Source organism: Rahnella bonaserana, assembly GCF_019049675.1.
In the GTDB taxonomy this organism is placed as follows: Bacteria; Pseudomonadota; Gammaproteobacteria; order Enterobacterales; family Enterobacteriaceae; genus Rahnella; species Rahnella bonaserana.
The window spans coordinates 91,032-105,498 of the sequence record NZ_JAFMOW010000055.1; the positions used below are offsets into that span (position 1 = coordinate 91,032).

The window sequence follows — 14,467 nt, forward strand, 5'->3', positions numbered from 1 at the left end:
TTGCTTTATCATCGTCCCATCATTTTCCTGCTTCCCTGCAATGGCACAAATTCACTATCCAATAGTCAGTCTGTCACATACAGTCTTCAGACTGTTGAATCTTTCCGTGAACTTTATGTAAAATTCGTGGTCGTAGAGCAGCGAATATGAAGGGCTCGGCGTTGCTTTGTTGTCGCCCCTTAAGGCCAGCAACGTAGCGGTATCATCCCGCAGCAACGTGGTATAAAACCTGCATTAACGTCATACATGAGAGGCTTGAATGACCAAAGAAATGCGCACTTTAGCATTAGTACCCCAAGGTAGCCTGGAAGCCTATGTTCGGGCCGCCAATGCCTATCCTATGCTCACCGCAGAGGAAGAACGGGCGCTGGCTGAACGGCTGCATTACGACGGTGACCTGGAAGCAGCGAAAGAGCTGATCCTATCTCACCTGCGCTTTGTTGCTCACATTGCCCGTAACTATTCAGGCTACGGTTTGCCACAGGCAGACCTTATCCAGGAAGGGAATATCGGCCTGATGAAAGCGGTTCGCCGTTTTAATCCGGAAGTCGGTGTGCGTCTGGTATCCTTTGCCGTGCATTGGATCAAAGCAGAAATTCACGAATATGTGCTGCGTAACTGGCGCATTGTGAAAGTCGCCACCACCAAAGCGCAGCGTAAGCTGTTCTTCAACCTGCGTAAAAACAAACAGCGTCTGGGCTGGTTCAGTCACGACGAAGTGGAGCACGTTGCCCGTGAACTGGGTGTGACCAGCAAAGATGTGCTGGAAATGGAATCACGCATGGCCGCACAGGACATGACGTTTGATCCGACCCCGGACGATGAACCACGCGACGGCGCAGCGATGGCACCGATGCTGTATCTGCAAGACAAGAGTTCTGACTTTGCAGAAACCATCGAAGAAGATAACTGGGATCAGGACGCGACCGACAAACTTTCCTCTGCAATGGAAGGTCTGGACGAACGCAGCCAGGATATCATCCGTGCCCGCTGGTTAGACGACGAAAACAAGTCAACCTTGCAGGAACTGGCCGATAAATACGGTGTGTCCGCAGAACGTGTTCGTCAGCTGGAAAAGAACGCAATGAAAAAACTGCGTATGGCAATCGAAGCCTGATACCTGTCAGATAGAGTTTGAGACCATACTACGACGAGCCCCTGTGAGGGCTCGTTTTTTTTTGCCCTTTTAATGCTCCTGTGATTCAGGTACACGATTTATCCTCAAAAGAAGCCAATCATCCCCGTTACTAGCTCTATTATTTTCATGCTATCCGTTTTTAAACATAATTGAGATCTCAGATGAGACCTGATTTTATTTATGGAAATAATATACCACCCCTCGTTCTATATAAATTAATGATTTTATAATCTTGTTGATTGTTTAATTTCATTTCATTCATGGCATGTATAATCTATATTACGGATGTACGCCAGAAAGAACATTCTTGATCTTAATGTATAAGAGAAATTGATACTAAGCGGTTGATTAATAGAGGTTGTAAAATAAATAGATCGTCAGGATCTATTTATTTTGTTGTTGTTTTAAAGCGGGAGGATTTATTTTTGCTTTTAGAATTACTGTGTGTGTTTCCAATTAGTGATGGTGATCACCATTTAATAATGCAGAGGAACTGATGTGGCCGAAATTTATTTGAAGGTGGCTATGAGGAATGCGCATTATTTTTAGAAAGCAAAAAGGATTTATTTATGAAAACCTTGTCTTTATGTATTAGTTTCGCACTGGCAACACCGTTGGCCTTTGCCGAAACCACGCCGGTAAAAGCAGGAATGACTCAGCCTTGCCCGAAAGACATTTCAACATTAAGTGAAGCGCAAAAGAAATTACTACCAGAGTCCTGTAAAACCAGCGGACTCACCGAAAAGCAATGGTGGATAACGGGAGGTGCTGCGACGGCCATTGTCGCGGGTATCGCTATTGCCGCAGGTAGCGGTGGAGGCGGCGGCGATGATGGCGGTGGGGGTGATACGCCGGTTCCACCAGATGATGGACCTGTACCGCCGGATGATGGACCCGTGCCGCCAGATGATATTCCGGATGAACCCGTTGCAATAACCACCACGTATCCCAATGGTTTGTCCGTCACCATGATCCCAGGTGCTTCTACCGCAACCCTGACGTTAGAGGGTGATTCAATGGAGGCGTCAAAACAGCCTGATGGTTCATGGCTAATTACCGATCCTGATACCAAAGCCACTTACATTGCCAAGGTGTTCGACCCCGCGACGGGGGCGATTACCGGCTACAGCCCTGATAAAAGAAAGATATGGGCGCTGGATGGTACAACCCCAACAGGGGTGAAGAAGTGGGTGATGGACTACCGCATACTGATAAATAAAAGCGGGGAAATATCCATTGCAAATAATGATGAAATTCCAAATGATGAAGTGCTTGATTTAAAATCCGGCAGTTTGCCTTTCCTGGGGATAAATCAGGGAATGCTGAATATGGATTATTATGAGGCAGATTCGGGGAATGCGACCAAAATTATCGTGGGAGATAATGCTGCCTTGTATAATTCAGGGACGATGAATCTTACATTACACAAAGATTTTAGCGATCCGTATTACTTATACAGTTCTCATCGGACCGGAATATCCTTATCGGCAGGCTCCACGCTCTATAACTCCTCCACAGGGACAATAAATGTTAACAACTTTTTCTCAATTTTATCCTCTGTGCAGGCGGATAAAAAATCCACTTTTATTAATGAGGGTGTCATTAATGCCAGCGTGGATGAAGAACTGACGGCGGCAATACTCAATGATGGTTATCCGGAATCGGCAACGCCGGGCGTCGGTGCGCTTTTTCAATCGATGGGAGAAAGTGCTGATTCAGTCTGGATAAACAACGGCACGATCAACGCTAATGATGGCTATACCGTTTATAGCTCCGGCGATAATGTTTCTGCTGTTAATAACGGTGCGATTAATGTTGTTCAGGGAGAGCTGAGTGCTGATCTGGATTATGACGCGGTAATTTATGTCGGTTCTGAAGGCACCTCTTCAGGGACTTTCACCAATAACGGGGTGATCACCGTCGATAGTCTGGATAACAGTGAAACCGTGGTCATGCAAACGTCGTCTGGCACCATTGTCAACGGGATGACGGGGGTCATAAACCTGGGATCACCGGATAAAAGCGCTGCTGAAAATGGCACGGGTATGACAGCGATGAAGGTCACTGATGATGCAGGTACTGCCATCAATCAGGGCACCATTAATATTTATTCCTATGATGCCTATGTTTTCGACAGGAGCGGTTCTGAGGCGACACTGATTAATACGGGCGTCATCAATGTGGCTCCCGACGTCATTAACTGGACGCTGGTCAAGGGCGAAGAGGACTCAGTGGTTCAGGATGGGCGAAATACGCTCAGCAACTATACCATCGGGACGACGGCTGACGGGACGGCAGGAACGATGACAGTAAATAACGCTGATATTGTCGATGTTTCCGTCGATACCGGCTTTACAGCCGGAACAGATGCAAAAACCGAAACTTTCCAGGACGTCTTCGTCGGTGAGGATATTCAGGGCACTGAAAATGTCAAGTCAGACAGTGTTGTCTGGACGGCAGATGCGGAAGTGGATGAAAACGGGAATGTCGATGTCACGATGACCAAAAATGGCTATCAGGATGTCGTGAAAGAAGATGATGGCTTGCAGGATATGGCCGCGACGCTGGAAGAAAACTATACCAATAATGCGTTGTACAACAGTCTCAATTTGGGTACGGCTGCAGAAGTCGATAACGCGATGCGTCAGCTCTCAGGCGCGAATGCGACCTCAGCGTTTAAGGAAGCCCGCGTGTTGAGTCAGCGTTTCAATATGCTGGCTGACAATGCCATCGTCATGCCTTCCGGGTTTGCTTTTAATCTGGTGGACAAACACGACAAACGTGCGGAACTGGGCAATGATACCCGTTACGACATGATGGCACTGAGCCAGAGCTTTATGCTGAATACAAACCAGAAAATGCAGATTCAATATGGTATCGCGCGCCTGGACGGTGACGGTATAGATGGCAGACAAAAGGCGGGTGACAACGGATTAACCGGCGGTTACAGCCAGTTTTTCGGCCTGAACCACAGTCTTGATCTGGGGGATGGTCTGACCCTGACCAATGCCTTGCGTTACGATGTCCATCAACTGGAAAGCAACCGAAGTATTAATTACTCGGGTGTTAACCAGACGGCAGATTCAGATAACAGTCAGCAATACGTAGAGTGGCGTAGCCAGTTCAGTAAAGGCTTTACGGTCGCAGAGGGCCTGAGCCTGACGCCGGGTGCGGGGCTGAAACTGCGCCATACCTCGAACGACAGCTACAGCGAACGCGGGGCTGGCGACTTCAACCTGACGATGGATGCCAGTGAGGAAACAGCCGTTGATGCCCTGCTGGGCGTGAAAATGAAATATACAGGCGCTGACGGTTGGGCGGTAAATGCCCTGCTCGAGGGGGGCCCAAATATCAGCTATGACCAGTCTGCGCAAACTGCCTCATTGCAGGGAGCTGGCAACTCACAGTTCAGGGTAGACAGCGAGCAGAAAGGGGGCGGTGTGAATGGGGTGGCGTCACTGGGAGTGAGTTATTCTGGCGATGTAAGCCATCTTTCATTCGATGCTTATCAGTGGAAAGAGGACGGCATCAGCGACAAAGGTATTTTGCTTAACTATAAGTACAAATTCTAAGAATATTGCTGACGTCCTGACCGTTTGTCTGTGTAAAGCGACCTGCGTGGTCGCTTTTTTTATACCTGTAATTTCACTCTGCGTGCGTTTTTCTGTTCCAGTATATTGGAATTGATATTGCCAGTTCCCTTTTTAAATCATTCATTTATTCCAGCATATTGGAAAAAACATTATTAAGGAGAACCCAATCACAGACGCATTAACGGCTCCTGTTTTCTCTTCACCTTTGCCTCTATAACGTGTCCATCTCAACAGAATGGATTCCAGCATGATGGAATTAACCCCGAAATCTAAAGTTCCGGCGCTCACCCGGGCCATTGCCATTCTCGACATTATTTCCCGGCAAGGGCAGTGCAATGCAAATCAACTGGTCAGTGAACTGGGGATGCCTAAAAGCACGGTGTATCTGCTGCTCGAAGAACTAAAAAACCAGCGTTTAATCACCCAGTCACATGCCGGTAACTATCGCCTCGGGCTCAGGTTGCTGGAGCTGGGCAGTCAGGTGTCCCGTCAGCTCGATTTACGCAATGTCGCCCTCCCGCATCTGAAAATGTTGATGCAGGACACCGGGCTTCTTTGTCATCTCGGGGTGCTGGATGGGGATACACCGATTTACCTGATCAAAGTCGAAAGCCAGTCGAATATTCAGGTTCGCACCTGGGAAGGGAAACGCTTATCCCTGTGCCGGTCTTCGCTGGGCAAGTGCCTGCTGACCTGGTGTGACCGGGAAAGGCAAGACGCGCTGATTGCGGCACTGGAATTCCATCCTGTACAGCCCAATTCCCTGACCAGCTCGGCGCAGCTTCGCAGGGCATTACAACAAATCCATCAGCGCGGATGGGCTTTCGATGATGAAGAAGATGTGGCGAATATTCGCTGTATCAGCGCGCCGGTGTTCAATGCGGCGCATCGCGTCACGGCAGCGATTTCCGTCGTGGGAACCACCCTGCATGTCATGCCGGAAAATGTCGACTCGCTGGCTGACAGGGTAAAAAAAACCGCCTGGGAAATCTCCAGGGATCTGGGCTACAAAGCATAAGGAATCAATGATGTTACGACCTTCAGGAGTCATCAGCGCCATGTTAACCCCCTGGAAAGCAGGGAAGCCAGACATGGACATGTTGCGGAAAATTGTCGATTTTCAGATAGCGGGAGGCATCAGCGCCTTATTCCCGGTGAGTTCGGTTGGCGAAGCCGGATATATGGACGCTGCGCAAAAGCAGGCTGTCGTGGAAACGGTGGTCAGCCAGGCAAAGGGTCGTGTGCCCGTCTGGGCGGGGATCCCGGCGACCACGCCAGACGAAAGCATCGCACTGGCGCATGCGGCTGAGCGCGCCGGTGCCAGTGGTGTTGTGCTGATGCCGCCTTCGTTTTACCACTACGATGCTGCGACTCTCACTGCTGTTTTCCGACAGGTTGCCAGCGCGGTGAACCTGCCGTTATGCCTGTACAACATTCCATTTTTTGCCGATTCGCTGAGCGCAGAAAGTGCCGCGGAACTGGCGGCGCATCCGAACATTGTCGGCATAAAAGACTCCAGCGGCGACGCGGTGGGCCTGATGAAAATGCTGGCATTCTGTCCGCAAGCCGATAGGGATTTTTCGGTAATGACCGGCCGTGAAGAATTTCTCTTTTCCGCGCTGTGCGCCGGTGCATCAGGAAGTGTGACGGCGACTGCCGGGGTTTTACCTGAAATCATGCGTAAAATTTATGATCTTTTCCACGCAGGAAAAATCGCCGAAGCGAAGGCATTGCAATTTGCCGCACTACCGGTGATGTCGATGATGGCGTCATTGCCTTTCCCGCTGGGATATAAACTGGGGATGTCATTACGCGGTTTCCCGCTGGGCGAGAATAAAGTTCCGCTTTCAGAAGAAGTCATGCAAAGAATAGATAGTTTAAGTCAATCTCTGAATAAAGAAATTACCTCTCTACTTACCCTGATAAAATAAACGGAGTTTATATTATGATGGAATCAAAAGTATTGCCTAAAATAAAAGAAATACGTGCGTATTTCATGGGTGGCGCGACAGCTGAAAAAGGAAGTGGCGGCGCGGATTATCATGACCAGCAGGAAAAGCACTGGATCGATGATAAAATTTGTACGCCGATGAGCAAATATAAAGAATATGAACAATCTCGTCAGTCATTCGGTATTAATGTGTTAGGTACACTGGTCGTCGAAATTGAAGCAGATAATGGCGTTACGGGTTTTGCGGTATCGACTGCCGGTGAAATGGGCTGTTTTATTGTAGAAAAACATCTCAACCGTTTTATCGAAGGACGCTGTGTCTCTGAAATTAAACTGATCCACGATCAGATGCTGCGCTCCAGCATGTACTATGCAGGCAGCGGTGGCCTGGTGATGAACACGATTTCCTGTGTCGATCTGGCATTGTGGGATCTGTTCGGTAAATGCACTCAACTGCCGGTGTATAAACTTCTCGGGGGTGCGGTTCGCGACGAAATCCAGTTCTATGCCACGGGTTCACGCCCTGATCTGGCGAAAGAAATGGGCTTTATCGGCGGCAAAATGCCGACGCATTTCGGTCCGCACGACGGCGACCACGGTGTGCGTGAGACGGCCGCCATGGTCGCGGATATGCGCGAGAAGTGCGGCCCGGACTTCTGGCTGATGCTCGATGGCTGGATGTCGATGGATGTCAATTTCGCGACCAAAGTTGCCCATGCCTGTGCGCCGTATAATCTGAAGTGGATTGAGGAATGCCTGCCGCCGCAACAGTATGATGGCTATCGTGAAATCAAACGCAACGCACCTGCGGGAATGATGGTGACTACCGGGGAACACCACGGCACGCTGGAATCTTTCCAGACACTGTCGGAAACCGGCGTAGATATCATGCAGCCTGACGTGGGTTGGTGTGGCGGCCTGACAACGCTGCTGGAAATCGCTGCTATCGCCAAGGCGAAAGGGCAGTTAGTGGTGCCGCACGGTTCTTCCGTGTATTCACATCATGCAGTGATTACGTTTACCAATACGCCGTTTAGCGAATTCCTGATGACTTCACCAAACGCGGATCATACCCGCGCGCAATTTGCACCTATCCTGCTTGATGAGCCGGTGCCGGTAAATGGCCGCATCCATAAATCAGTACTGGATAAACCTGGGTTTGGGGTGGAATTAAATCCAGAGTGTAAATTAACCCGTCCATATCAGCATTAATTTCTGTCACAAGTGTTTATCCGAACGCTTACTTCGGCCTGTTATATATTTTTTTATTAAAAATAATAACAGGCTGATAATAAAAAGGTTCATATTATGACGACGATGTTAAATAAAGCCGTTGAGAAAACCCGCTGGCGTCTGATTCCTTTTATGCTTTCGTTATATATATTGGCTTTTCTTGATCGGGCGAATATTGGTTTTGCGAAAGAGTCATACCAGATTGATACCGGATTAAGTAATGAAGTTTATGCCCTGGGCGCCGGAATATTCTTTATCGCTTATGCAATATTAGGGGCGCCGGCGAATTTATTAATGAAAAAATTCGGCGCGAAGTCCTGGATCGGGTGCACGACACTGGCCTGGGGAGTGTTATCCTCCGCAATGGCCTTTGCTGATACAGAGTTTAAATTCCTGCTGGTACGTTTTCTGCTGGGTGCAGCGGAAGCAGGATTTTTCCCTGGCATGATCTATCTGACCTCTCTCTGGTTTCCGGCAAGAAATCGCGCGTCGGTCATGGGATTATTCTATCTGGGAGCGCCTCTGGCCCTGACACTGGGGAGCCCGCTTTCAGGCGCTCTGCTCGAAATGCATGGTTTCGCTGGTCATGCGGGTTGGTTCTGGATGTTTATTATTGAAGGCGCGTTAGCCGTTGCCGCCGGGATCTGGACGTTTTGGTATCTCGATGACGAACCTTCCAGTGCCCGTTTTCTCTCTGCTGATATTAAAAAAGCGCTGGTGGATGAACTGGCCGCCGAGGAGAGTAAAAAACAGGTTACCCGCATTCGTGACGGGTTGAAAATCCCTGCGGTATGGCATCTTGGCTTTATCTATCTGATTATTCAGATAAGCGTTTATGGACTCATTTTCTTTCTGCCCACTCAGGTCTCCAATTTACTGGGCACGAAAGTCGGGTTTACAGCGTCGCTCATCTCGGCTATTCCCTGGGTTGCGGCGATGTTTGGGACTTATTACATCCCAAGGTATGCCGATAAAAGCGGAGCACTGCGCACCGTTGCTGCCTCGACGTTACTGGTTGCCGGACTGGGCATTGGGGCCTCGGCACTGGTGAGCAGTCCGGTGCTGGCGATAGGTGCCCTCTGTTTTGCCGCCGTCGGGTTTATTGCCGTGCAGCCGGTGTTCTGGACCATTCCGACCACCTTGCTCAGCGGCAGCGCACTGGCTGCGGGGATTGGTTTTATCAATATGTTCGGGGCGATTGGCGGATTCCTGGCACCACAAATTCGTGTGGCTGCGGATAATATGTTCTCGAATAATATTGCCGGATTACTCACCCTTTGCGGTATCACGCTGATTGGCGTGGTCGCGATAGCGCTTCTCAGGGCAAAGTCTGAAACCCCGCAGTTGCCGGAGAGCCACCTGAAAACCAGCCAGTAGCAGGGAAAATCAGAAGACCGGGTAACCGGTCTTCTGATCGTTTTATTTACGCCAGACACCCTTTTCATTGTGAAAACCACACGCCTGCATAAATGCAGCGGTCACGGCATCATCATCCGCTTTCATCGTCCAGCTTTTCACCTGCGGCAACTGCACCTGCACATCTTCCATCAGATACAGCCCCACACCGCGGCGGCGCGTAACTTCACGCACCCTCAGATCACTCAGTTCACCCTGATTACCGTCGAGCGTGATTTTCACCGCGCCCAGAATGCGTTCATTAAACACCGCCGCAAACAGCGCACGGTCATTTTGCAGGCTGGCATGCCAGTCACTTTCCGTTTGCGCCGGCCAGATTTTTGCCAGATCGATCAGGTCCTGTGCGCTGAGTGAGGTCAGTTTTTGGATAGTTAATTTCATGATGGGGAAGGTCAGAAAAAGAAGGCATTTAGTGTAGCGGATCGTTCTGCAGAACGGGCGTAACTTTTTTTGTACAGTAACAGGTCGAAAAGTTTTTTAGCGATCTCTGCATAAGCGATAAATGTTGGCTTTAATCAATAAAGCCAGTGTTAACGACTGATTGTTTAAATCCACGCCGCCTTTTCACCCAAATAAAATTCTGTTTACACCTCATATTTCTGATTGTGCCATTTGATTTGCAGAAGAAAATTCCTGTTTAATGATATGAATTATAAAGTCTTATTCGAAAATAAGACGAAATAAGCCGTTAACTCGTTATTACTTATACTAAATTTCCTAAGTGATGATGTTTTAAACAGGCAACAAAGAGCAAACCACAACACACACAAGAACGGGGTAATCGGATGAAAGCAACGAAGGGTAAGATCTGGCTGGCAGGTTGTATTGCATTAGCAATGAGTCAGGCGGCATTCGCAAAAGACATCAAAGTCGCCATTGTTGGTGCTATGTCAGGCCCGGTCGCCCAGTACGGTGACATGGAGTTTACAGGTGCAAAACAAGCCATCGCTGACATCAACGCCAAAGGCGGCGTGAAAGGCGACAAACTGGTGGGTGTGGAATATGACGATGCCTGTGACCCGAAACAAGCGGTTGCGGTAGCGAACAAAGTGATCAACGACGGTATCCGTTACGTGATCGGCCACCTGTGCTCTTCTTCTACTCAGCCTGCTTCTGACATCTATGAAGATGAAGGCGTGCTGATGATCACTCCGGCAGCGACCAACGCAGACCTGACCACCCGCGGTTATAAAATGGTGATGCGCACCACCGGTCTGGATTCAGACCAGGGCCCGACTGCCGCCAAATACATCCTCGATACCATCAAACCAAAACGTATCGCCGTTGTGCATGACAAGCAGCAATACGGCGAAGGCCTGGCCCGTTCGGTACAAGACGCACTGAAAAAAGGCGGTGGCAACGTCGTTCTGTTTGAAGGTGTGACCGCTGGCGACAAAGACTTCTCCACACTGGTGGCGCGTCTGAAGAAAGAAAACGTCGATTTCGTTTACTTCGGCGGTTACTACCCGGAAATGGGTCAGATCCTGCGTCAGTCAAAACAAGCCGGTCTGAACGCCAAATTCATGGGGCCGGAAGGCGTGGGCAACTCGTCATTGTCTAACATCGCCGGTGATGCCTCTGAAGGTATGCTGGTGACCCTGCCAAAACGTTATGACCAGGTTCCGGCCAACCAGCCAATCGTTGATGCGCTGAAAGCCAGGAAACTGGATCCAACCGGTCCGTTCGTCTGGACGACTTACGCCGCATTGCAGGCGCTGACCACCGGTATGGAACGCAGCGGCAGCATGGAACCGGCTGACATAGCTAAAAATCTGAAATCAGCGTCAGTGGATACCGTGATGGGCCCGCTGAGCTGGGATGAGAAAGGTGACCTGAAAGGCTTCGAATTCGGTGTCTTCGAGTGGCATAAGGACGGCACCTCCACACCGATCAAATAAATGCCCGGCATCCTTCGCGCCGCCTCTGCGTTGGCCGCCTTCATTCACCCCGGTCACTTACCTGTGTAAGCTCCCGGGGATTCATTCAGTTGCCGCCTTGATGCAACACGAATGATTTTGGGCATTATGTTTCAGAACAAGAACCGCGCATTACTCTGCCCGGCGTCTGGTGTTATTAAGAGGCGCCGGGTTGCAGTCTCAGCACAAGTTATCAAACCCTTGATTAATAAGGATAGGGTATGTCAGAGCAGTTCCTCTATTTCATTCAGCAAATGTTCAACGGTGTCACGTTGGGCAGCACTTATGCGCTGATCGCCATTGGTTACACCATGGTTTACGGCATTATCGGCATGATCAACTTCGCCCACGGCGAGGTGTATATGATCGGCAGTTATGTCTCCTTTATCGTAATCGCCGCTTTGATGATGATGGGTATCGACGCCAGCTGGTTGCTGATCGGTGCCGGCTTTATCGCCGCGATTGTGATTTCCAGTGCCTACGGCTGGAGTATTGAACGCGTGGCGTATAAGCCGGTGCGTAACTCCAAGCGTCTGATTGCACTGATTTCTGCCATCGGGATGTCAATTTTTCTGCAAAACTACGTCAGCCTCACGCAAGGCTCACGCGATCTCGCTTTACCCAGTCTGGTCACCGGCCAATGGAGACTGGGCGAAGCGAATGGTTTCGCCGCGACGATCAGCACCATGCAACTGATTATCTGGATAGTCACCTTTGTCGCGATGCTGGCGCTGACGCTGTTCATCCGTTATTCGCGTATGGGACGTGCCTGTCGTGCCTGCGCGGAAGATCTCAAAATGGCCAGCCTGCTGGGGATCAGCACTGACCGCGTGATCTCGCTGACCTTCGTCATTGGCGCGTTAATGGCGGCTGTGGCGGGCGTTCTGCTTGGTCAGTTCTACGGCGTGATTAACCCGTACATCGGCTTTATGGCCGGGATGAAGGCCTTTACCGCCGCAGTTCTGGGGGGTATCGGCAGTATTCCGGGCGCGATGATCGGCGGCCTGATTTTAGGTGTGGCCGAAGCGCTGACCTCGGCTTACCTGAGCACTGAATACAAAGACGTGGTGTCCTTCGCATTGCTGATCGTGGTGTTGCTGGTGCTGCCGACCGGTATTCTCGGACGCCCGGAGGTTGAGAAAGTATGAAGCGCCTGAATTTGTTAAATGCGCTGGTCTCCGCTTTCGTTCTGCTGGTGCTGGCTGCGTTCATCATGGGGTTACAGCTGAGTCTCGATGGCACCAAACTGGTGGTCAACGGAGCCGGTGAAGTGCGCTGGACGTGGATTGCCATCGGCTGCGCCATCGTCTTCGTGTTCCAGTTGTTCCGCCCGCTGGTGAGCAGCGGCCTGAAAAAAGTTTCCGGACCTGGCTGGGTGTTGCCGAGCTTTGATGGTTCGACGCCGAAACAAAAGTTGCTGGCGCTGGTGCTGATTATCGCGGCTATCGCCTGGCCGTTTATCGTCTCGCGCGGCACGGTGGATATCGCCACGCTGACGCTGATCTACATCATGCTCGGTCTCGGCCTGAACGTGGTGGTCGGATTGTCCGGTCTGCTGGTGCTGGGTTACGGCGGCTTTTACGCCATCGGCGCTTACACCTACGCGCTGCTCAATCACTATTACGGCATCGGTTTCTGGGAAGCGTTACCGCTGGCCGGACTGGTATCGGCGGCCTTTGGTTTCCTGCTCGGTTTTCCGGTGCTGCGGTTGCGGGGTGACTATCTGGCAATTGTGACGCTTGGCTTCGGTGAAATCGTCCGAATCCTGCTGCTTAACAATACCGAACTGACTGGCGGGCCGAACGGCATCAGCCAGATCCCGAAACCGACGCTGTTCGGGCTGGAATTCAGCCGCACACCGCGAGACGGGGGCTGGGACACGTTCAGTAATTTCTTCCATGTCACCTATGATCCGAGCGACCGCATTATCTTCCTCTACATGGTGGCGCTGCTGCTGGTGATCGCGACGTTGTTCATCATCAACCGTCTGCTGCGTATGCCGCTGGGGCGCGCGTGGGAAGCATTGCGTGAGGATGAAATTGCCTGCCGTTCGCTGGGGCTGAACCCGACCCGTATCAAACTGACCGCATTCACCATCAGCGCCGCGTTTGCCGGTTTCGCCGGTACGCTGTTCGCCGCGCGTCAGGGCTTTGTCAGCCCGGAATCCTTCACCTTTGCGGAATCCGCCTTTGTGCTGGCTATCGTCGTGCTCGGCGGAATGGGCTCACAGTTTGCGGTCATTCTGGCGGCAATTCTGCTGGTTGTTTCCCGCGAGCTGATGCGTGATCTCAACGAGTACAGCATGTTGCTGCTCGGTGCGTTAATGGTGCTGATGATGATCTGGCGTCCGCAGGGTTTGCTGCCGATGAAACGTCCGCAACTAAAACTGAAGCTTTCTAAGAAACAAATCGCGGATCAGGGGGAACAGGCATGAGTACGCAACCTCTGTTAGCGGTTGAAGGATTAATGATGCGTTTTGGCGGCCTGCTGGCGGTCAACAATGTGGCACTGAACCTCAATCAGGGCGAAATTGTTTCGCTGATCGGCCCGAACGGTGCCGGTAAAACCACTGTTTTTAACTGCCTGACCGGTTTCTATAAACCGAGCGGCGGCACCATTAAACTGCGTGATCAGCATCTTGAAGGATTACCGGGGCAAAAAATTGCCCGTATGGGCGTAGTACGTACTTTCCAGCACGTGCGTTTGTTCCGTGAAATGACGGTGATTGAAAATCTGCTGGTCGCTCAGCATCAGCACCTGAAAAGCGGTGTACTGGCTGGCTTGTTTAAAACGCCGGGATTCCGTCGTGCCGAAGCGGATGCGCTCGATCGTGCTGCCGACTGGCTGGAACGTGTCGGATTGCTCGAACTGGCAAACCGTCAGGCGGGTAATCTGGCTTACGGTCAGCAACGCCGTCTGGAAATTGTCCGCTGCATGGTCACGCGTCCGGAAATCCTGATGCTTGATGAACCGGCAGCCGGTCTGAACCCGCGCGAAACCGAAGAGCTGAATCAGCTGATTGCCGAACTGCGTAACCAGCACAACGTGTCGGTTCTGCTGATTGAACACGACATGAAACTGGTGATGGGTATTTCCGACCGCATCTACGTGGTGAATCAGGGGACGCCGCTGGCGCAAGGCACACCGGCTGAAATTCGTAATAATCCTGACGTGATCCGCGCCTATTTAGGCGAAGGTTAATGGGCGAAGTCTAAGGGAC

The 14,467-nt window shown here is 50.9% G+C and carries 11 protein-coding genes; 10 read left to right on the forward strand and 1 reads right to left on the reverse strand.

The genetic code is table 11. The features are described 5' to 3' along the window. Window positions 1–259: 259 nt before the first annotated feature. The 6 genes from rpoH (at window position 260) to J1778_RS05845 (ending at window position 9,292) form a co-directional block, all read left to right on the forward strand. Window positions 260–1,117, forward strand: coding sequence for an RNA polymerase sigma factor RpoH (gene rpoH, locus J1778_RS05820; RefSeq protein WP_217149045.1), 858 nt, complete (start codon window positions 260–262; stop codon window positions 1,115–1,117). Window positions 1,118–1,707: 590 nt separating this feature from the next. Continuing rightward, the gene (locus J1778_RS05825) at window positions 1,708–4,710 is read left to right on the forward strand and encodes an autotransporter outer membrane beta-barrel domain-containing protein (protein WP_217172368.1); all 3,003 of its coding nucleotides are present in this window, start codon (window positions 1,708–1,710) and stop codon (window positions 4,708–4,710) included. Window positions 4,711–4,978: 268 nt separating this feature from the next. Further along, a complete protein-coding gene (locus J1778_RS05830) occupies window positions 4,979–5,749 on the forward strand; it encodes an IclR family transcriptional regulator (RefSeq protein ID WP_217172369.1) in 771 nt (256 codons plus the stop codon). Between the two features lie 10 nt (window positions 5,750–5,759). Then, a complete protein-coding gene (locus tag J1778_RS05835) occupies window positions 5,760–6,662 on the forward strand; it encodes a dihydrodipicolinate synthase family protein (RefSeq protein WP_274388732.1) in 903 nt (300 codons plus the stop codon). Window positions 6,663–6,679: 17 nt separating this feature from the next. Beyond that, window positions 6,680–7,894, forward strand: coding sequence for an L-rhamnonate dehydratase (gene rhmD, locus J1778_RS05840; RefSeq protein ID WP_217172413.1), 1,215 nt, complete (start codon window positions 6,680–6,682; stop codon window positions 7,892–7,894). 93 nt (window positions 7,895–7,987) lie between these two features. Further along, window positions 7,988–9,292, forward strand: coding sequence for an MFS transporter (locus J1778_RS05845; protein WP_420804066.1), 1,305 nt, complete (start codon window positions 7,988–7,990; stop codon window positions 9,290–9,292). Window positions 9,293–9,334: 42 nt separating this feature from the next. On the opposite strand, the gene panM is transcribed toward J1778_RS05845, so the two are convergent. After that, complete coding sequence (gene panM, locus J1778_RS05850; RefSeq protein WP_217172372.1) at window positions 9,335–9,712, reverse strand: aspartate 1-decarboxylase autocleavage activator PanM; 378 nt, start codon at window positions 9,710–9,712, stop codon at window positions 9,335–9,337. Window positions 9,713–10,116: 404 nt separating this feature from the next. Between panM and J1778_RS05855 the strand changes: the two genes are divergently transcribed. The 4 genes from J1778_RS05855 to livG all read left to right on the forward strand — a co-directional run bounded on the left by J1778_RS05855 (window position 10,117) and on the right by livG (window position 14,448). Then, complete coding sequence (locus J1778_RS05855) at window positions 10,117–11,229, forward strand: branched-chain amino acid ABC transporter substrate-binding protein (RefSeq protein WP_217172373.1); 1,113 nt, start codon at window positions 10,117–10,119, stop codon at window positions 11,227–11,229. 239 nt (window positions 11,230–11,468) lie between these two features. After that, the gene (gene livH, locus J1778_RS05860) at window positions 11,469–12,395 is read left to right on the forward strand and encodes a high-affinity branched-chain amino acid ABC transporter permease LivH (protein WP_217172374.1); all 927 of its coding nucleotides are present in this window, start codon (window positions 11,469–11,471) and stop codon (window positions 12,393–12,395) included. After that, window positions 12,392–13,681, forward strand: a complete 1,290-nt coding sequence (locus tag J1778_RS05865; protein ID WP_217172375.1) for a high-affinity branched-chain amino acid ABC transporter permease LivM — start codon at window positions 12,392–12,394, stop codon at window positions 13,679–13,681. Before livH ends, J1778_RS05865 begins: the two co-directional genes overlap by 4 nt. Continuing rightward, window positions 13,678–14,448 (forward strand): high-affinity branched-chain amino acid ABC transporter ATP-binding protein LivG, encoded by a 771-nt coding sequence (gene livG / locus J1778_RS05870; protein WP_013577465.1) that lies wholly within the window; start codon window positions 13,678–13,680, stop codon window positions 14,446–14,448. Before J1778_RS05865 ends, livG begins: the two co-directional genes overlap by 4 nt. Window positions 14,449–14,467: the final 19 nt, after the last annotated feature.